This is a genomic window from Pseudomonas sp. NPDC090201 (assembly GCF_044746825.1).
GTDB classification, from domain to species: Bacteria; Pseudomonadota; Gammaproteobacteria; order Pseudomonadales; family Pseudomonadaceae; genus Aquipseudomonas; species Aquipseudomonas putida_AD.
Genome location: NZ_JBIVCX010000003.1, coordinates 305,161 through 324,120, shown reverse-complemented (window position 1 = coordinate 324,120; position 18,960 = coordinate 305,161). Strand labels below are relative to the sequence as shown.

Annotated in this window: 18 protein-coding genes; 12 read left to right on the top strand and 6 right to left on the bottom strand. The window is 61.8% G+C overall.

Annotation, left to right across the window (positions count from 1 at the left end):
• The first annotated feature begins 140 nt into the window (after nucleotides 1-140).
• The 3 genes from ACIPOO_RS11535 to ACIPOO_RS11525 all read left to right on the top strand — a co-directional run bounded on the left by ACIPOO_RS11535 (nucleotide 141) and on the right by ACIPOO_RS11525 (nucleotide 3,974).
• Nucleotides 141-1,562, top strand: coding sequence for an ATPase domain-containing protein (locus ACIPOO_RS11535; protein ID WP_400606877.1), 1,422 nt, complete (start codon nucleotides 141-143; stop codon nucleotides 1,560-1,562).
• A 51-nt stretch (nucleotides 1,563-1,613) separates the two neighbouring features.
• Nucleotides 1,614-1,988, top strand: a complete 375-nt coding sequence (locus ACIPOO_RS11530; RefSeq protein ID WP_274130967.1) for a response regulator — start codon at nucleotides 1,614-1,616, stop codon at nucleotides 1,986-1,988.
• Nucleotides 1,989-2,054: 66 nt separating this feature from the next.
• Entirely contained in the window at nucleotides 2,055-3,974 is a 1,920-nt protein-coding gene (locus ACIPOO_RS11525; protein ID WP_400606874.1) for a PAS domain S-box protein, read from the top strand.
• Here the strand turns inward: ACIPOO_RS11525 and ACIPOO_RS11520 are convergent.
• Both ACIPOO_RS11520 and ACIPOO_RS11515 read right to left on the bottom strand, forming a co-directional pair.
• Nucleotides 3,971-5,536, bottom strand: coding sequence for a PAS domain-containing methyl-accepting chemotaxis protein (locus ACIPOO_RS11520; RefSeq protein WP_274130969.1), 1,566 nt, complete (start codon nucleotides 5,534-5,536; stop codon nucleotides 3,971-3,973). The genes ACIPOO_RS11525 and ACIPOO_RS11520 overlap by 4 nt on opposite strands.
• Before the next feature lie 271 nt (nucleotides 5,537-5,807).
• Nucleotides 5,808-6,584 carry a FadR/GntR family transcriptional regulator gene (locus ACIPOO_RS11515; protein ID WP_400606871.1) on the bottom strand — a complete coding sequence of 259 codons (777 nt, stop codon included), beginning with the start codon at nucleotides 6,582-6,584 and terminating at the stop codon, nucleotides 5,808-5,810.
• Between the two features lie 165 nt (nucleotides 6,585-6,749).
• Here ACIPOO_RS11515 and ACIPOO_RS11510 point away from each other — a divergent pair, with 165 nt between their 5' ends.
• The 4 genes from ACIPOO_RS11510 (at nucleotide 6,750) to ACIPOO_RS11495 (ending at nucleotide 10,090) form a co-directional block, all read left to right on the top strand.
• Complete coding sequence (locus ACIPOO_RS11510; RefSeq protein ID WP_400606869.1) at nucleotides 6,750-8,060, top strand: MFS transporter; 1,311 nt, start codon at nucleotides 6,750-6,752, stop codon at nucleotides 8,058-8,060.
• 16 nt (nucleotides 8,061-8,076) lie between these two features.
• Complete coding sequence (gene denD, locus ACIPOO_RS11505; protein ID WP_400606866.1) at nucleotides 8,077-9,057, top strand: D-erythronate dehydrogenase; 981 nt, start codon at nucleotides 8,077-8,079, stop codon at nucleotides 9,055-9,057.
• 146 nt (nucleotides 9,058-9,203) lie between these two features.
• Nucleotides 9,204-9,752 (top strand): cupin domain-containing protein, encoded by a 549-nt coding sequence (locus ACIPOO_RS11500; protein ID WP_274130975.1) that lies wholly within the window; start codon nucleotides 9,204-9,206, stop codon nucleotides 9,750-9,752.
• Between the two features lie 116 nt (nucleotides 9,753-9,868).
• A complete protein-coding gene (locus ACIPOO_RS11495; protein WP_274130976.1) occupies nucleotides 9,869-10,090 on the top strand; it encodes a hypothetical protein in 222 nt (73 codons plus the stop codon).
• A gap of 396 nt (nucleotides 10,091-10,486) precedes the next feature.
• Here ACIPOO_RS11495 and ACIPOO_RS11490 read toward each other — a convergent pair whose 3' ends face one another.
• On the bottom strand, nucleotides 10,487-11,194 hold the full coding sequence (locus ACIPOO_RS11490) for an anti-sigma factor domain-containing protein (RefSeq protein WP_400606863.1): 708 nt from the start codon (nucleotides 11,192-11,194) through the stop codon (nucleotides 10,487-10,489).
• Nucleotides 11,191-11,766: a sigma-70 family RNA polymerase sigma factor gene (locus ACIPOO_RS11485; protein WP_400606860.1), complete on the bottom strand. Its 576-nt coding sequence runs from the start codon at nucleotides 11,764-11,766 to the stop codon at nucleotides 11,191-11,193. Before ACIPOO_RS11485 ends, ACIPOO_RS11490 begins: the two co-directional genes overlap by 4 nt.
• A gap of 217 nt (nucleotides 11,767-11,983) precedes the next feature.
• Here ACIPOO_RS11485 and ACIPOO_RS11480 point away from each other — a divergent pair, with 217 nt between their 5' ends.
• Nucleotides 11,984-13,045, top strand: a complete 1,062-nt coding sequence (locus ACIPOO_RS11480; RefSeq protein WP_400606858.1) for an asparaginase — start codon at nucleotides 11,984-11,986, stop codon at nucleotides 13,043-13,045.
• A 17-nt stretch (nucleotides 13,046-13,062) separates the two neighbouring features.
• On the opposite strand, the gene ACIPOO_RS11475 is transcribed toward ACIPOO_RS11480, so the two are convergent.
• A complete protein-coding gene (locus tag ACIPOO_RS11475) occupies nucleotides 13,063-14,037 on the bottom strand; it encodes a LysR family transcriptional regulator (RefSeq protein ID WP_400606856.1) in 975 nt (324 codons plus the stop codon).
• Nucleotides 14,038-14,291: 254 nt separating this feature from the next.
• Here ACIPOO_RS11475 and ansP point away from each other — a divergent pair, with 254 nt between their 5' ends.
• The 3 genes from ansP to ACIPOO_RS11460 all read left to right on the top strand — a co-directional run bounded on the left by ansP (nucleotide 14,292) and on the right by ACIPOO_RS11460 (nucleotide 16,935).
• Complete coding sequence (gene ansP, locus ACIPOO_RS11470; protein WP_400606853.1) at nucleotides 14,292-15,728, top strand: L-asparagine permease; 1,437 nt, start codon at nucleotides 14,292-14,294, stop codon at nucleotides 15,726-15,728.
• 234 nt (nucleotides 15,729-15,962) lie between these two features.
• Nucleotides 15,963-16,559: a GNAT family N-acetyltransferase gene (locus tag ACIPOO_RS11465; RefSeq protein ID WP_400606850.1), complete on the top strand. Its 597-nt coding sequence runs from the start codon at nucleotides 15,963-15,965 to the stop codon at nucleotides 16,557-16,559.
• A 109-nt stretch (nucleotides 16,560-16,668) separates the two neighbouring features.
• Nucleotides 16,669-16,935: a type B 50S ribosomal protein L31 gene (locus tag ACIPOO_RS11460; protein ID WP_400606847.1), complete on the top strand. Its 267-nt coding sequence runs from the start codon at nucleotides 16,669-16,671 to the stop codon at nucleotides 16,933-16,935.
• Nucleotides 16,936-16,961: 26 nt separating this feature from the next.
• Here ACIPOO_RS11460 and ACIPOO_RS11455 read toward each other — a convergent pair whose 3' ends face one another.
• Nucleotides 16,962-18,263, bottom strand: coding sequence for a tyrosine-type recombinase/integrase (locus ACIPOO_RS11455; protein WP_400606845.1), 1,302 nt, complete (start codon nucleotides 18,261-18,263; stop codon nucleotides 16,962-16,964).
• A 156-nt stretch (nucleotides 18,264-18,419) separates the two neighbouring features.
• Here ACIPOO_RS11455 and ACIPOO_RS11450 point away from each other — a divergent pair, with 156 nt between their 5' ends.
• Complete coding sequence (locus ACIPOO_RS11450) at nucleotides 18,420-18,845, top strand: GNAT family N-acetyltransferase (protein WP_400606842.1); 426 nt, start codon at nucleotides 18,420-18,422, stop codon at nucleotides 18,843-18,845.
• Nucleotides 18,846-18,960 lie beyond the last annotated feature (115 nt).

The window sequence follows — 18,960 nt, the reverse complement described above, 5'->3', positions numbered from 1 at the left end:
CCCTGAACGCGCGCAACCCTGCGTCACGAAAGATAATTGTTCTTGGAATACGCCTCCAAACGCGAAAGAATGGCCGCATGACGCGTGCGCATGATCCGCACGATACGACGTGCCGAACGCCTCACGTGGAGGACGCAAATTTGAATCAGCTAAAACGCCTTCAGAGCGGGATTGAAGGGCTGGATGAGCTGTTGAAAGGAGGGTTCGTCGCAGGGTCCTCGTACATCATTCAGGGGCGCCCTGGATCGGGCAAGACGATTCTGGCGAACCAGATAGGCTTCAACCATGCCCGCAACGGCGGGCGAGTGCTGTTTGCGACCTTGCTGGCCGAACCCCACGAGCGCCTGTTCCAGTTCCTGTCCACCTTGAGTTTCTTCGACAAGGACAAGGTCGGCGATCAGATCCAGTTCGTCAGCGCTTTCGACACCATGGAAAACGACGGTCTGGACGAGGTGGTCAAGTTGCTGCGGCGCGAGATCGTGCGGCAGAAGTCCACGGTGCTGATTCTCGACGGCCTGCTCAACGCCCGTTCCCGGGCCGACTCGCCGCTGAACACCAAGCGTTTCATCTCCGATCTGCAGGGGCATGCCGCCTTCGCCGGCTGCACGGTGTTTTTCCTCACAAGTTCGCAACTGGACGACGGCAGCCCCGAGCACACCATGGTCGACGGCGTGCTGGAACTGGGCGAAGAGCTGGTCGGCGGCAGGGCGGTGCGCCGCATCAAGATGCGCAAGACCCGCGGCAGCGGCGCAATTTCCGGCGCCCATGAATGCGAAATCACCGAAGACGGCCTGGTGGTCTACCCACGGCTGGAAAGCACGGTCACCCACTCGGGGATTCGCGACAGCGAGACCTTCTCGATGGTCTCCAGTGGCCTGATCTCCCTCGACCCGCTGATCGGCGGCGGGCTGATGACCTCTTCGGTATCGCTGCTGGTCGGGCCATCGGGCTCAGGCAAGACCTCTTTCGGCATCAGCTTCCTGGGGCAGTCGACGCTTGAGGAGCCGGGGCTGTATTTCGGCTTCTACGAGTCGCCCCAGCGCCTGCGCATGAAGGCCGCCTCGCTGGGTGTGGACTTCAAGGCCCTGGAAGACAGCGGGGCTCTGTCGATCGTCTGGAAATCCATCACCACCGAGCCGATCGACAAGATCGCACTGGACCTGCTGCGCACCGTGGAAGCGAGGTCGGTCAAGCGCGTGTTCATCGACAGCCTGGCGGGCATGGCTCGCGCGGCCGCCGACAAGTCCCGGGTGCTGGACCTGTACACGGCGCTGATGAACGAGCTGCGGGCCCGGGACGTCACTGTCGTCGCCTCCTGGGAAGTGCTGACGTTGCTGGGTTCGGAGATCGATGCCCCGGCCCCGGACCTCTCGTGCATCGTCGATAACCTGATGCTCCTGCGTTTCGTTCAGACATCGCGTGAACTTAAGCGCCAGCTTTCCATTCTTAAAATCAGGGACAATCCCTACGACCCCGCGTTGCTTGAAGTCACCATCGGTACGCGAGGCCTGGACGTGAAGAAGGTTGATACCCATGCCCTTGGCGATAGCACAAACGCGTAACCGTCGCGCTCGCCAGCACGCTCGTCACCGATTGAGCGGAATGAGGGCGCCATGACCACGATATTGATTGTCGATGACGAGTACCTGATTGCCGATATCCTGAGTTTCGCGCTGGAGGATGTCGGCTATCTGACCGTGACGGCAGGCAGCGGCGCGAGAGCGTTGAGTATCCTGGAGCGGGAACAGCCGCAGCTGATCATCACCGATTACATGATGCCGGGCATGAACGGCATCGAGCTGGCCGAACAGGTGCGCAAGCACGAGAAACTCGGGTCGCTGCCGATCATGCTGATGAGCGGTGCCCAGGGCCATCTGGGTGTCGCCCGGCCTGATCTGTTCGTGGAAGTGTTCGACAAGCCGTTCGATATACAGGCGGTTCTGGCCAGCATCGCGGCGCTGGTCAAGCCTGACGGTCACAAGAACTGATCCCGGAGCGGTCCGGGATCAGGCCAACCTACCGAACACGCGCCATTCCCGTTGTCCGAGGCCGACATGCAGCAAGCCGAGTCACCCGTACTGGTTTCTCAAGAGGACCGCTATCGCCTGCTGGTCGATGCGGTCTTCGATTATGCGATCTACATGATCGACACCGACGGCCTGGTGCGCAGCTGGAATTCCGGCGCACGACGCATCAAGCAATACGACGAGTCCGAGATCCTGGGGCGTTCGTTTTCCCTGTTCTACACCGATGAAGACCGCCAGGCTGGCATGCCCGCGCGGGCGCTGGGGATCGCTGCCAGTTCGGGGCGGTTCGAGGGCGAGGGCTGGCGCGTGCGCAAGGATGGCACCCGGCTGTGGGCGTCGGTGGTCATCGACCCTATCTACCAGGACGGCGCGCTGATCGGCTTCGCCAAGGTCACCCGTGACCTCACCGAACGCCGGGCGGCGCAGGAGGCACTGCGCCACAGCGAGCAGCAATTCAGCCTGCTGGTACAGGGCGTGACCGACTATGCGCTGTACATGCTCGACCCCACGGGCATCATCACCACCTGGAACGCCGGTGCGCAGCGGATCAAGGGCTATGAGCCGATCGAAGTGATTGGCCAGCACTTTTCGCTGTTTTTCGAGCCTGCCGACGCCGAGGCCGGCATGCCCCAGCGCTCGCTGGACATCGCCGAGCGCGAAGGGCGCTACGAAGGCCAGGGCTGGCGGGTGCGCAAGGACGGCACGCGGTTTCTGGTGCACGTGGTCATCGACCCGATTCGCAACGATGCCGGCCAGATCATCGGTTTTGCCAAGATCACCCGGGACATCACCGACAGCGTCCAGGCCCAGACCGCGCTCAAGGAAGCCCGCGAAGCCCTGTACCAGGCGCAGAAGATGGAATCCATCGGTCAGCTTACCGGCGGCATCGCCCACGACTTCAATAACCTGCTGACAGTGATCCTCGGCAGCCTGGGCATCGTCAAGAAACGCCTGGGCGAGGATCCCAAGAGCCATTCGCTGCTGGACAACGCCATGGCAGCGGCCCATCGCGGCTCATCGTTGACCCAGCGCATGCTGGCGTTCGCCCGCCGTCAGGAGCTGGACCCCAAACCCGTGGACGTGATCGCGCTGGTGCGTGGCATGTCGCAACTGCTGGGCAGCTCCCTGGGGCCGCGCATCAGTGTGGAAACCCGTTTCCCGCTGATGCTGCGCCCGGTGTTCGTCGATGCCGGGCAACTGGAAATGGCGATCATGAACCTCATGATCAACGCCCGCGACGCCATGCCCGACGGTGGACAGATCACCGTATCCGCAAACGAGGCGATCCTTGAGCCAACTGCGGCGTGTGCCGATCCGTTCGTCTGCATCTCGGTCACCGACACCGGTACCGGGATGGAACCGGCCGTGCTGCAACGGGCCATGGAGCCGTTCTTCACCACCAAAGGGCTGGGCAAGGGCACGGGGCTCGGGTTGTCGATGATCCACGGGCTGGCGGCGCAATCCGGTGGCAAACTGGTGCTGAGCAGCGAACCGGGCAAGGGTACCACGGCGCAACTGTGGCTGCCGATTTCCACCATCGTGCTGGGGCAGGGCGGGAGCGGGGCGCCCGCGCCGGACGAAACCGCCGAGGCGTCACGCAGCCTCAAGGTGTTGCTGGTGGACGATGACCCGTTGGTGCTGCTGAGCACCCGGGCCATGATCGAAGACCTCGGGCATCAGGCCATGGCCGCAGGCGACGGTGCAGAGGCGCTGGCGCTGATTCGGCAAGAGCATGATTTCGACCTGGTCATCACCGATCAAGTCATGCCCGGCATGAGCGGCTCGGAACTGGCCGCGCAGATCAGTGAGCTGTTTCCGGCGCTGGCCATCGTCATCTGCTCGGCATTCACCGACACACCGCCGGCATCGGCTGCCGGCTTCTCACGTCTTCCCAAGCCTTTCAGCCAGGCGGAACTGGCCAGGTCCATCGCCCAACTGCGCAGTTAACGGTTGAAGCGCTCGGCCAGGCTGTGCAGATACTGCGCCATCTGCTCGAGCTCGCGGCTGATGGTCGAGCCTTGCTGCGCCTGGCCTGCGCTCTGGTCGCACAACTGGGCGATGCGGTTGATCTGCTGGTTGATGCTTTCGGCCACATGGGTTTGTTGCTCGGACGCCGAAGCCATCTGCTGGCTCATCCCGGTGATGCGGGTGACGGCCTCGCTGATGCCACTCAGCGCCTGTTGCACCGCCTCGACGCTCGCCACGCTTTCCTGAGACATCGCCTGGCCACGGGTTGCCGTGGCCACCGCACGGCTTGCGCCTTCACGCAGTTCACCGATGATGCCCTGAATCTGTTCGGTAGAAGTCTGTGTACGCGAGGCCAGGGAACGCACCTCGTCGGCCACCACCGCAAAACCCCGGCCTTGCTCACCGGCGCGGGCCGCCTCGATGGCGGCGTTGAGTGCCAGCAGGTTGGTCTGTTGGGCAATGGAGTTGATGACATCCACCACGCTGCCGATGGACTGGGTTGCGCCCGCCAGTTCGCCCACCGCCTGACCGATCTCCGTCACGGAGTTGGCCATGTGCCGGATCGCCAGCAGGCTGTCATCGGCCAGCCCGCGACCTTGCTGGGCCAGGGTGTCGGCTTCCTGCGCCGCATGGGCGGTGTTCTGTACGTTGTGCGTGACTTCCTGAATGGTCGCGGCCATCTGGGTGATGGCGGTGGCCGACTGATCGGTTTCGCTGCGCTGCTGATCCAGCGCCTCGGCCTGAAGCAACGACAGGCTTGCCGATTGCCCGGCACGTTGCTTGACACCTTCTCCGGCGTCGGCAAGCCGGGTCAAGGCCGCCTGCAACCGCGCTTCTTCGCTGATCATCGCCAGATCCAGTTGCGCCTGGGGCCCGCGGTTGTCGCTGTAGGTCAGGGCGATCAAAGGATCGGTAAAGGCTTTGGGGTGATCGTTGAGGATGGTCTGCAGGGACTTGCTCTGGCGCATTTCCAGCACGGCGCTCAGGGCGATCAGCGTCAACAGCATCACCACCAGTTCGACGTGGTCCGAGAGCAGGTAATTCGAGAAGCCGAGCACCACCGCAGCGATGAGCAACGGCAACTGACGCAGCAGGTGAAAACGCACCGTACTCGCCCTGGAGACCGCAGCCTTGCCGTCACGCAACCGGGCGTACAGGGCCTGGGCGCGGCGCACCTGATCGCGGGTTGGCAAGGAGCGAACCGATTCGAAACCTGCGATCTTGCCGTCCTCGTAGATCGCGGTGACGTAGGCACTGACCCAATAGAAGTCGCCATTCTTGGCGCGATTTTTCACCACGCCCATCCACGGCTTGCCCTGTTTGATGGTCTCCCACATGTGGGCGAACACCGACGGCGGCATGTCCGGGTGACGAACCAGATTGTGCGGCTGGCCGATCAGCTCTTCGCGGGTAAAACCGCTCAGGGCGACAAAGGCGTCATTGCAGTAGGTGATGCGGCTGCTCAGATCCGTGGTCGAGATCAGGCGTTCATGTGCAGCGAAAGTCCTTTCCTGCTGTGTAACCGGCATATTCAAACGCATAAGACCGTGTCATCCCTGATAGCTGAACAGTGCGTGCAGATAGGTGTAGCACAACATTCATCAGCGAGCGCAAACAGGCGGCGGGGCGGGCTTGGCGTTGGGAAATGAAGCAAATAACGCGCAGAAAAAAAGCCCGCTGGGGAAGACGGGCTTTAAAGAGGATCAAAAGGAGTGGGTTCAGACTGGACCCTCGGACGTGAAGATTGTGTGAAAACCAATGTATAACTAATTCTCATTTGGAAAATGACGACGAACGGTCACTTTACGCGATTCAGGTGCCCCGCGAGCCTGGGTTTTGCCAGAAGGCAGGGTCCGCGCTTTTCAGCCGCTCGACGGCGTTGTGGATGTGAGTGAGGGCGGCAAAGCGCGCGGCGTTGGGGTCGCTGGCGGCGATTGCGTCGTAGATCGCCACGTGCTCGATGCGCACGGTTCTGGCCAGTTCGCTGCGTCGCTCTTCGTTGGAGCGGGTGATACGTATCGCCTCCTTGATGAACTGGGCGATGAAATCGTGCAGCGACGGGAACAGCGGGTTGCCCGTGGCGTGGGAGATCGACAGATGAAACGCCAGGTCCTCCTCGACGCCGTCACGGCCGGCCTGTTCTGCCTCGTCAATGGCTTTGAGGGCGCGCTCGATGGCTTCAAGCCCGGCAGGGGTGTGACGCTGGGCCGCCAATGACGCCGCTTCGCCTTCGATGCCGCGACGCAGTTCAGTCACCCGCAACACCGCCTCGATAGAGCCGCTCACGTCCAGGTCGATGGTGAAGGCCTTGATGTGCGCGCCTTCCGACACCACGGTGCCGCTGCCTTGGCGCACTTCGACCAGGCCTGCGGACTTGAGCCGGGAAATCGCCTCGCGCACCACCGTGCGACTCACGCCATAGCGTTCGCACAGCACCGGTTCCGTCGGTAGCCGCGAGCCGGGCAGGGCTTCGCCGCTGGCGATATGGGCTTTCAACGCTGCCGTCACCTGATCGGCCAAGGTGCCTTTGGATGCGTCCTTGAGGGCTGGCGTAAGCGGGGGCAGAGAAAAAGGGTCGACGTGAGCCATAGCGATCTCATGCTTCAAATCAGCGCACGTTACTGCATTTCGACCCCAGCGTCCCGCATCAACCGTTTGTTGAATTCGTATGACGTATTATGTTACTTATTTCGTCGCGCACCGTTCTACCCCCAAAAATCACCCCCACTACAAAAACAACGGGATGGGAAAGACATGAGTGAATCACTGACTCAGGACCTGACGGGCTCCTCGGCCGTCGTGTCGGAAGACGCGGCCTACCGCAAGGCCGCCTGGCGGATTCTGCCGCTGCTGTTGCTGTGCTACCTGGTGGCCTATCTGGACCGGGTGAACGTCGGGTTTGCCAAGCTGCAAATGTCCGATGACCTGCATTTCTCCGAAGCGGTGTACGGCCTGGGCGCCGGCATCTTCTTCATTGCCTACTTCCTCGTGGAAATCCCCAGCAACCTGATCCTGCACCGGGTCGGCGCGCGCCTGTGGATCGCCCGGATCATGATCAGTTGGGGCGTGATTTCCTCGTGCATGGCTTTCGTCACCACGCCGATGTCCTTCTACATCATGCGCTTCCTGCTGGGCCTGGCCGAGGCGGGGTTCTATCCGGGCGTTATCCTGTACCTGTCGTACTGGTTCCCCACGCACCGGCGCGGAAAGATGTTCGCGCTGTTCGCCACCGCCGTGCCGCTGTCCGGCTTGATCGGCGCGCCACTCTCGGGCTGGCTGATGACGGCCTTCCATGGCGCCCACGGGTTTGCCGGCTGGCAGTGGCTGTTCTTCATCGAAGGCCTGCCATCGGTGTTCGTCGGGATCATGGTGATCTTCTGCCTCAGCGACCGGATTTCCCATGCCGGCTGGCTGAGCCAGGAAGAAAAGAACCTGTTGCAATCGCGCATCGACGCCGAAAGCCATGGCCACGAGGCGCACAGCGTGCGTGAGGTGTTCCGCAAGCCACGCATCTGGCTGCTGACCGCGATTTACTTCTGCCTGATTGCCGGTTTCTACACCGTGGGCTTCTGGCTGCCGACCCTGGTGCGTCAGGCCGGGGTGACCGATGTCCTGCAAATCGGTCTGCTGACTGCCATTCCCTATGGCGCGGCGGTGATCACCATGCTGCTGGTCTCGCGCAACGCCGACCGGCTGCGCGAACGTCGCTGGCACCTGGCGCTGACGGCGGTGGTGGGCGGCATCGGCATGATCATTTCCGCGACCTGGAGCGACAACTTCACCCTGTCGATGATCGGGCTGACCCTGGGGGCGATGGGCGCGCTGAGTACGCTGCCGCTGTTCTGGCCATTGCCCACTGCGTTTCTGGGCGGTACTGCGGCCGCGGCGGGCATCGCGCTGATCAACTCCTGCGGCAACCTGGCCGGTTTCGCCTCGCCGTACCTGATGGGCTTTCTCAAGGACATGACGCAAAGCACCACCATCGGCATGTACGTCATGGCCAGCGCGCTGTTTCTGGGCGCGGCACTGGTCTTCCGCATTCCTGCAAAACTGGTAAACCGCTGAGCATTAGGAGCAACTGATGAATATTCTCGTGACCGGCGCGGCCGGCTTTCTGGGCCGTCGCCTGATCGAAGCGCTGCTTGAGCGCGGCACCTTGACCGACCGCCAAGGCGTGACACAGCGCATTCGCAGTATCGTGGCGTTCGATGTGGTGCCATTGGCCGGCATCGATGACGCGAGGGTGAAAGTGGTCTGCGGTGACATCGCCGACCCGCAGGTGCTCGAAGGCCTGGTCGACGCCGACACTGACAGTATTTTCCATCTGGCAGCGGTGGTGTCGAGCCAGGCCGAGCAGGACTTCGACCTGGGGATGCGCATCAACTTCAGCGCCACGCAGCAGTTGCTCGAGCGCATCCGCAAGGTCGGGACGTGCCCCAAGTGGGTGATGACCAGTTCGGTGGCGGTGTTTGGCGGGCAACTGCCGGCGCAGGTCGAGGACGATCACGTCTGGGCGCCGCAAAGCTCCTATGGCACGCAAAAGGCCATGAACGACTTGCTGCTGGCCGACTACAGCCGCCGGGGTTTCGTCGATGGACGCAGCCTGCGCATGCCGACCATCGTGGTGCGCCCCGGCAAGCCGAACATGGCGGCGTCGAGTTTTGCCAGCGGCATCATTCGTGAACCGCTCAACGGACAGGAGAGCGTCTGCCCGGTGGCGCTGGACATGCCGTTGTGGCTGATGTCGCCCGCCCAGGCCATTGCCAACCTGATTCACGGCCATGAGCTCAAGGCTGAGCTGTTGACCCAGGGTCGGGTCATCAATATGCCTGGCCTGTCGATCACGGTTCAGCAGATGATCGACGCCCTGCGCCGCACCGCAGGGGACGAGGTCGTCAGCCGTATTCGTCATGAGCGCAACCCGGCCATCGAGCGCATCGTCGGCTCCTGGCCCGGATCATTCACGGCCAGATACGCCAAGGACCTGGGCTTTACCGCCGACCACGACTTCGCCGACGTGATCGGGCAATTCATCGCCGAGTATCCGCCGCAGGTGGAGTAGGGCCTGTGCGCAAGCGACCTGTGGATGTCGCTTGCGCGTATAGGTTCACGGCGCCCAAACGTGCTCTAATCACCCCCAATCAAGTGGGGGAGGTGCCCGGTCAAGGCGCGTCCCTCGATACCCTCGGGCTTTAACAAAGGGCTGTCATGGATACGGGGTCACGACTCAAGTTAGTGCGGGAAAGCTACAAGATGTCCCAGCGAGAGCTGGCCAGACGCAGCGGCGTCGCCAATGGCACGATCTCGTTGATTGAGTTGAATCGCGTCAGCCCGTCGGTCAGTTCCCTGAAGAAACTGCTCGAAGGCTTCCCCATGACCCTGGCGGACTTTTTCTCGTTCGACCAGCCGCCACAGGAACAGCGCTACATCTTCCGCGCCGGTGAGCAGCCGGACCTGGGCCGCGATGGCCTGCGTCTGTTGCTGATCGGCGCGTCGGTTCCCAGCCGGCAGATGCGCATGCTGCGCGAGCAGTACGCCCCCGGCGCCAGCTCCGGTGCAGAGCCCATCGTGCATGCCCAGGGCGAGGAGTGCGGGTTAGTGACGCGCGGCACCATCGAACTTACCGTCGATGGCCAGATCAGCATCCTGACCGCAGGTGACGGCTACTATTTCCCGACCACGTTGCCGCACCGGTTTCGCAACATCGGCCAGGACGAAGCGGAAATCATCAGCGCCAACACCCCGGCCAACTTCTGACGGGGCTGTCGGGTGAGGCGTGCCCATAGTCCGTTCGGGAAAATCATCGAACCCTGGGTGAACTGCGAATTCGAACCTTAAAGGTTGCGACTGATTCGTGACCAGGCGAGGTGAACATGAACGCTTCATCAGGCATACCCGGCGGTACAGAAAACGCAGTGGACTCCATCCAGCCACTGGAACCCGGCAGACCGGACGTCATTCCAATGCCGCCCGACACCGTGGGCGGCGACGACGACATCCCCCTCGATCCCGACGATGAGGCGCCGCTGGAGAAGGACGTCGAAAAGGTCGAGCGCAACAATTCGCCGATGCCGGAGCATCCGGGCGAAATCTGAGCCTGTTGCTCCATCGCCCAAACGCCACCACCCGTAGGAGCGCGCTTGCCCGCGATTGAGTGTGACAGACGACGATGATGTGACTGACCCACCGCCGTCGCGGGCAAGCGCGCTCCTACAGCGGATTGGAGTTTGAGCAAGATTCGTCGAACGCCACAATGTCCGTTTGATCGTGGTCTGAACGAAATTCGTCGAACACCCCAATGCCCGTATGATCGTGGTCTGAACAAAATTCGTCGAATGCCACAACGCCCATATGATCGTGGTCTGAACAAAATTCGTCGAACGCCACAATCCACGTAGGAGCGCGCTTGCCCGCGATGGCGGTATGTTAGACGACGATGATGTGCCTGACCCACCGCCGTCGCGGGCAAGCGCGCTCCCACAGGGGCATGATCAGAGGGCGGTTATCCTGCCGGTGGCGATGACGGGCCCGGTCGGCAATCCTGTCGGTGAGCCGGCTGGGGGCTCGAGCGATACCGCCAGCACCGCGCCGCTTGCCAACAACTCCGCCAGATCCGCAGGCACCGACAGCGCAACGGCATTGTCGGTCGGCAGCAGCCCCAGCGAGTGCGGTTTGCCGTCGCCGCCGATGACCCAGGCTTGCGCGCTCCTGTCCTGCCACTCTGCCTTGCGTGTAGGCACCAGCAACACTTGCCGTCCTTGAGATTGCACCGTGGCGGTGAACAGCACGGCGCCGTCGTCCTGCGCCAGGCGTGCGATCATGGATGGCGGCGCAAGCGGGGCAGGCCGCACGAGAATGAACACCGCCAACAGCAGCGAAGCGGCCAGCGCGATGGCCGTCGTCCAGCGCCAGATCCCGGCATTGTTGCCCGGCGTTGTCCGCTGGTTCGGCGAAACTTCTGCGGGAAACAACTCTTGCTGAATCGCCAGCCAGACCCCGTCCGGAGGTTCGACAGCGGGCAAGCGAGCGAGCCAACCGGCAAAATGAGACTGCCAGGCCGCCAATAACGCCCGATCCGGCGCACTCTGCACCAGCATCGCCTCGACCTGCGCACGCTCCTGGGCAGACAGCACGCCCAATGCATATTCGGCGATCAGCAGATCATGCTCATCGCCGGGTGTAGTGTCATGTTCGCTCATAGTCCAAGGCACGCCCGCAGTTGTAAGAGGCCCCGCCGAATCCAGCTTTTCATCGTCCCCAGCGCTACGCTGTGACGCGCTGCCAGTTCGGCATAGGAATAGCCCTCGAAGAAGGCCACGCGGATGTAGGTTTGCTGCTGCTCACCCAGCGTATCCATGCAGCGGTCGATCTGGCTGTTCTGGCGCTGGGCGTCGACGGTTTCAACCACCGACACCTGGCTCGGCCATTCAGTGACGTCATCCAGATCTTCATGGCGATGTTGCGCCCGTCGTCGATCGATCGCCTTGTGCCGGGCGATGGTCGCCATCCAGGTGATCGCGCCCGCAAGCCTGGGATCGAAGCTGCCAGCCTTGAGCCAGACCGTGGTGAAGACTTCCTGAAGAACTTCCTCGGCGTCGGCGCGGTTGTTGACGTACCTCAAGCAAATGCCGAACAGCTTTGCCGAGGTCGCGCGGTACAGCGCTTCGAACGCCAGTCGGTTACCGGCGGCACAGGCTTGCAGCAAAACGCCAAGCGCGGTGGAACCGGCGTCTTCCTGGGTGATGCCTGGTGTCAGTGGGTTGAGGGCCAAGGGGCATTTTCCTGCAAGGTTTGGAGGCAATGTAGTTGGTATTCACCCGCTCCGTGGGCATAAACGCTGTGGAGCTTCCCGCCATGAGCGGCAGCCATCCGGTATTGCATCTGACGCAATACCCCTTTTCACAGGCTGGACAGCCCATTAATGACCGATCCTCATACACTAGGCACCGAATTCAGGAATCAGTTCGACCGGTTTGAGGATGACATGAATGAACAACAATAAAGCTGCGGTGGTGACGTACCGTGGGGGCTCTGTCGAGAACCTGCATCACGCCAATGTGGCGGTGGTGGATGCCTCCGGGAAGCTGCTCTATGGCTTCGGCAATCCTCAACGCATGACCCTGGCGCGCTCAGCCGCCAAGCCTGCCCAGGCGCTGGCAGTGCTGGAAGCGGGTGCGTTCGAGCGCTTTGATTTCGATGAGGCAGACCTTGCCTTGATGTGCGCCTCCCACAGCAGCGAGCCGCGGCACATCGAGCGAACCCTGGCGATGCTGGGCAAGATCGACCTCACCGAATCGAGCATGCGCTGCGGCGGTCACCCGCCGATTTCCGATGCGGTCTATAAGGACTGGATCAAGCGCGATTTCACACCCACGGCCGCCTGCAGCAACTGCTCCGGCAAGCACGTGGGCATGCTCGGCGCAGCGCTGGCCCTGGGGCAGACGGCCGAGAACTACGAATCCCCCGATCACCCGCTGCAGCGCCACGTCAAGGCTGTTGTCGCGGACCTGTGCGACTTGCCGGTGGACGGCGTGGAGTGGGCCACCGACGGATGCAACCTGCCGACCCCGGCATTCCCCCTCGACCGCCTGGCACGGATGTACGCAAGGCTTGCTTCGGCGGCGGACCTAACCGCGTCGGGCGAGATCGCCAGCGAACGCACCGAGGCACTGGCGAAGATCTACCGGGCGATGACCCGTCACCCTGAAATGGTCGCCGGCGAAGGGCGGTTCTGCACCGAACTGATGAAGGCATTTGATGGCGACGTGGTCGGCAAGCTCGGTGCCGACGGTTCATACGGCATTGGCATTCGTGCGTCGGAACAGACACTGCGGCTGGGTTCGGATGGCGCGCTGGGGTTCTCGGTCAAAGTCGAGGACGGCAATATCGAGGCGCTGTACATGCTCGTCTGTGAAATCCTCGAGCGCCTGCAGATTGGCACCTCGCAACAGCGCGGCCTGCTGTCGGCTTTCCACCGCCCGAAGATGATCAACACCATGAAACGCGAGATTGGTCACGCCGAGTTCAGCTTCGAGCTTCAGAAGCCCTGAGTGATGGAGCGCTACCTTTAGAAGTCATCGCCGCGCATCTTGCGCAATTCCTCATCGGAAAAACTGCCGATGTGCTGCAACTGCTCGGCGATGAAATCGCGCAATACACGAAGCTTGGTGGACCCGCGCCGGTTCGCCAGATACGCCAGGTAGATGTGCCGCCCGGTCAGGGTGTTCTCCAGACGGTACTGGGGCAACACCACTTCCAGGCGGCCTGTGGCCAGATAGTCGCGCACCAGCCAGATTTCGAAATCGGCAATGCCCAGCCCCGCGCAGCTGGCCTCCAGCAACAGCTCGGAGTGGTCGGACACCAGGTTGCCGGTCGGCAGCAGGCTGTGCCGGTCCTTCCCTGACACCAGGTGCCAGCGCGGGTCGCCCTCGGGGTGAACGTAGCGCAGGCAGTTGTGCGCCTTTAGATCGTCCGGATGCAGGGGCCGTCCCCGGCGTTCAAGGTAGGCGGGGGCCGCGCACAGCACGCTGTCATTGCGTGAGAGCTTCTGGACGATGAGGTTGTCCAGGTAGTTCTCGCCTTCATGGATATCCAGGTCGAAGCCGCCGGCAACCAGATCGTTGTGATTGTCGGTCAGGCGCACATCCAGCTGGATGGTGGGGTAGTGCGCCAGGAACGGCGCGACCAGAGGCGCCAGATAGCGGCGGCCGAACGCGACCGGCGCGGTGAGCTTGAGCGGGCCGCTAGGCTGGGCGTCCAGTTCGGCCACTACCCGCATGGTGTCATCGAAATCGGCAATCAGCGTGGTGGCGCGCTCAAGGTACAGGCTGCCGGCTTCGGTCAGGCTGATTTTGTGCGTCGAGCGATGCAGCAGCACCACACCCAGCGACTCCTCGATCTGCGACACCTTGCGCGCCACCGTAGAGGTGGACAGGTGTGCCTCCCGCGCGACGGCCGAGAAACTGCCGGCTTCGACGACTTTGACGAACGTCCTCATCGCCCCGAGGTCATCCGGGCCTGCATCTTTTGCTTTCGATTTCATGGCTGGCTTCTTTTTGCGCTGGTTGCAAAACAGGTTTTGATTTTGCGAAAAACCCTGATTCTACGCAACGATATAGAATCGGCGCAACGCAGGTGAAGTCGTTAGAAGCGCAACATCATCAAGGAAGAACAGGTGATTCGACGGGCAGGCTACCGACCTTGCAACCCGCCAATTGCATCACCGAACCATGCTCAACATGCCTCCCTGACTATTACAAAAATCGCTTCCCGAGAAGCACGCACCTGGAGACGCTCATGAAGCATGTCCGCAATGAAGACCTGTTCGCTTCCCACGAAAGCGGATACGAAAAGAAGCTCAAATCCCGACACGTACACATGATTGCCATGGGCGGCGCCATCGGCACCGGCCTGTTCCTGGGGGCCGGGGCACGCCTGCAGATGGCCGGGCCGGCCCTGGCGGTGGTGTATCTGGTCTGCGGCGTGTTTGCCTTTTTCATCATGCGGGCACTGGGTGAGCTGGTGATGCACCGTCCCACCACGGGCAGCTTCGTGTCCTATGCCCGGGAGTTTCTCGGCGAGCGTTCCTCCTACGTTGCCGGCTGGATGTATTACCTGGTGTGGGCAACCACCGGCATCGTCGATATCACGGCGATTGCCATCTACATGAAGTACTGGGGCGCTTTTGCCGACGCGCCGCAGTGGCTGTTTGCGCTGGGCTCACTGGGGATTGTCACGGTCCTTAACATGATCGGCGTCAAGTACTTCGGCGAGATGGAGTTCTGGTTCTCGTTGATCAAAGTGCTCACCATCAGCCTGGTTCTGATCGTAGGGACGGTCTTTCTCGCCAGCGGCCACCCGATTGACGGGCACGCCACGGGGCTGCATCTGATTACCGACAACGGCGGGCTGTTTCCCCATGGATTGGTGCCTGCGGTGCTGATCATTCAGGGGGTGATCTTCGCCTATGCCAGCATCGAACTGGTGGGCGTGGCTGCCGGAGAAACGGCGGATCCGCGCAAGGTCTTGCCCAAGGCGATCAATTCCATCATGTGGCGAATCGGCCTGTTCTATGTGGGCTCCGTGGTGCTGCTGACCTTGCTGCTGCCGTGGACGGCGTACAGCGCAGGCGAGAGTCCGTTCGTGACCTTTTTCGGCAAGCTGGGCGTGCCCTACATGGGCAGCGTGATGAACATCGTGGTGCTGACCGCAGCCATGTCGAGCCTCAACTCGGGGCTGTATTCGACCGGTCGCATCCTGCGATCCCTCGCGATGGGTGGCTCTGCACCCAAGTACGTTTCGCGAATGAACAGCCGTGGTGTGCCTTACGGCGGGATCCTGGTGACCGTCGCGGTGATCGCGATTGGCGTGCCGCTCAATTACATCGTTCCGGCCCAGGCGTTCGAGATCGTGTTGAACGTGGCCTCGCTGGGGATCGTGACCACCTGGGGTTTCATCGTGATGTGTCAGATCCGCTTTCGCCAGGCGGTCAAGCGCGGTGAACTGCCGGATGTGACCTTCAAGATGCCGTGGGCGCCATATACCTCCTGGGCCACCATGGGGTTCCTGGCGGCAGTGTTGGTGCTGATGGCGTTCGATTATCCGAGCGGGACCTGGACCATTGCGATGATCCCGGTGCTGGCAGTGGGGTTGACCATAGGTTGGTACCTGACGCGGCGGCGTTCGGCAGCGGTGGATACTGCGCCGGCCGCGAGCCCGGTTGGCGACGCATGAGTCGGTAATCACCGCAAAGCCATCGCGAGCGGTTGCGGCCATCGCCCTGTAGGAGCGCGCTTGCCCGCGACTGCGGTGTACCTGTCGCATCGCTGGCGCCTGACACGGCCCTGTCGCGGGCAAGCGCGCTCCTACAGTTTCGCGGCGTGCTCAGGGTTGATGTGTCAGGTCCATTGCAGCCGAAGGCGAGCGCTCCTACATTAGGGGCGACTAACCCAAGGAGCTTCTGTGAGCATGGATTCACCACCTTCATCTATCCCCGCCCTGACACATCCGGGCGTCATCTGGGCGCACAGCCTGGCGCCCGAAGTACGGGTGCCATTGACCCTCGTTACCGAACGTTTGCGCCTGGTGCCGGCTGAGGTCTGCTACGCCGAGGCCCTGGCCTGCGCCCTGAACGCCAGTTACACCCTGCACCGGGAATTCCTCGCCTGGAGCCAGCCCCACTGGACGCTGGAACAAGCCGCTGAAAGTCTGGAACTGGCCGCCAGGGATTTTTTCCGCTGCGGTGCCGAAAAGCGCTACCTCGTCCTGCCGCGCAACGGCGCCCCGGAGATTGTCGGCTGCATCGGATTGATGCCTGGGCCGACTGCGAATGAAGATTTCGAAATCGGCTACTGGGCCAACCAGCGCCATGCCGGCCAAGGCCTGATGAAGGAGGCCCTGGCGGCGTTGTTGGTGTTGCTTGAGGGCCAGTCTCTGTATCTGACCACCGCCAGCGCCAACACCGCAAGCCAGCGTCTGGCAAAGGCCGTCGGCTTCACGCAGGTGGAGACTCTTCAAGCGGTCGAGCCAGACGGCAGCGACAGCTTCGTCTTTCGGCGCCACTAACGCCCGGATGTACACAAACGGCGCAACCACCCACCCGGGGGGGGCGCCTTGAAAATATCAAAAAGATACAGTATAACGTATCTATCGATATCCAATCCTGGAGACCATCATGAAACCGAATATCCACCCCGCATACCGCACCGTGCTGTTCCACGACACCGCCGCTGATGTGTACTTCCTCATTGGCTCGACCGCCGACACCGATCGTATCCACCAGCACACCGACGGCAACACCTATCCATACGTCGCCCTTGATGTGTCCAGCGCCTCGCATCCTATCTACACCGGTCAGCAGCGCCAGGCCACCACCGAAGGTCGTATCGCAGGCTTCAACAAGCGCTTCGCCGCCTTTGGTTCTGGCGGCAAGAAGGCCTGACACCAGGTTGAGAGCGATAGCGCCGGCTATCGCTCTTTCATCGCCAGACGCTTGACCGAGTAGGCGCGTTTCTCGTCTTCGGAGTTGTAATAGACGTTCTGCGTGGTGCTCAGGCTGTTGTGACGCAGGTCGATCTGCAAATCCTTCATGTCGCGATGGGGCGCATCGAAGGTAGCCGAGGTGTGGCGCAACCAGTGCAGCGAGGCCGCACGCAGCCGGCCGACGTCCTCGTCCGCCCAGTTCTCGGCCTGCATGCGCGCAAGCGCACGGTCGAACACCTCTTGCAATAAAACGCGGATGTGCCGGTCCGACAGCCCCGCACGGCCACGCTGGGTCGCGATCAGCGGCGTGCTTTCACGAAAGCCGGGCAGGGGCGAGAGGCCCTGGTGCAGCCGCCAGCGTTTCAGATAGTTCTCGACGTAGTCGTCGCGCACGCTGATCTTGCCCGCCTTGTTGCCTTTGCCGACCACGTGATACCACCAGTTGCCCGCGTTGTCTTTGCGCAGGTCGCCCATGGTCGGCTTCCAGTTGTCACGCCCGACCAGGTCGGAAACCCGCAGGTACATGGCGAAAATCGTTGCCACGATGAACAGCGTGCGCTCGTACCGGGCATCGGCCGCAGCCAGTTGCTCGGCGGTTTCCAGCACGAAATCCCATTGCAGCGAGGTCAGGATGCGGGTGTCCTGGTCGTCGGTATTGCGCTGCTTGTATTTGCTCTTCTGCTTGACCGCCCGAAACGGGTTCTGCTCGCAGAAGCCCTCATCGATGGCGTGCTGAAAGAAACTCCCGCACACCGCGAAAATCTGCGCGATAGAACCCTGGGCGAGCTTGTAGGCGTCCAGTTGCGCAGGGCGATTCTGTTCCTTGGCGCGTTTGCGTTCCTCCTTGGACACCGTCTGGCTGAACGGGCGCCATTCGGGGTTGAGCACGTAGGTATCGCTGCTCGATTTCTTGCGCGCCCCGATACGATTGAAACGCGACTTGACCACCGGGCCGACCCAGGCGGGGTCCGGTGCCAGGCAAAACTCCATGAAACTCTCGGCGTGGGTACGGCGCATTTCCAGCAAGGGAACCCGCGCCTTGAGCAGCGCCCACAACAGCAAGCGCTCGACGTGGGTGCGGTAGGAATTGAACGTTGCCTCGTTCCCCGCATAGGATTTGAGAAAACTGCGCACCGCCCGGTAGCCCTCGACCGCCTGCGCCTGTTCGGGAAACTGCCCAAGGTAATCGGTGATGGCCGAGAGTTCTTCTTTCAGGGAGCTGAAGTTCAACTCGCCGAATCGGGCATAGGTTTCAAACAGCGGGTGGGGAGTGGCAGGCGCAGACATTGAGATTCCCTTGGCTGGGGCGACATATGGGAAATGAACAACAGAAATAAATCATTGAATTTATTGTATCTTTTCAAGGTTGCGAGCGCATCGCGAGAAGCGCAGGCAGCTGCGGGCCGTTTTACCCTATCAATGTGAGTACCTAAAGGATTAGCGATGACGACGCGTATAGAAATGATGGTCGATCCGGCAGATGACGCACGTGCAGCCATCCTCATGCCATTGCGGGCGCATAACCTGTCTCGGGCCGGTGATCCAAAGCCCGAGACAATCGCTCTGGTGGTCCGTGATGAGGAGACCGACGAAATTATCGGAGGCCTGTATGGAGAGATATTCTATCGCTGGTTTTTCATCGAACTGCTTGCGATACCTGAGCAAACCCAAGGTCAAGGCACTGGCTCACGGCTGATCACGATGGCTGAAGAGGTCGCCCGGGAAAGAGGCTGCGTCGGCCTCTGGCTCGACACCTTTGATTTCCAGGCACCGTCCTTCTACGAGCGATTGGGCTTCAGCAAGTTTGGAACGCTGGATGATTTTCCGCCGGGGCATCAGCGGTTTTTCATGCAGAAACGACTGGATTGAAAGGATAGGTTGATCCCACCGTATACGTGCGCCCGGACAGCCGATCAACCGGGAATTACAGACAGCTTGCGTTCGGTGTTCGGATCAGGATTACTGGCGTTCGCGCCCCCCCCAT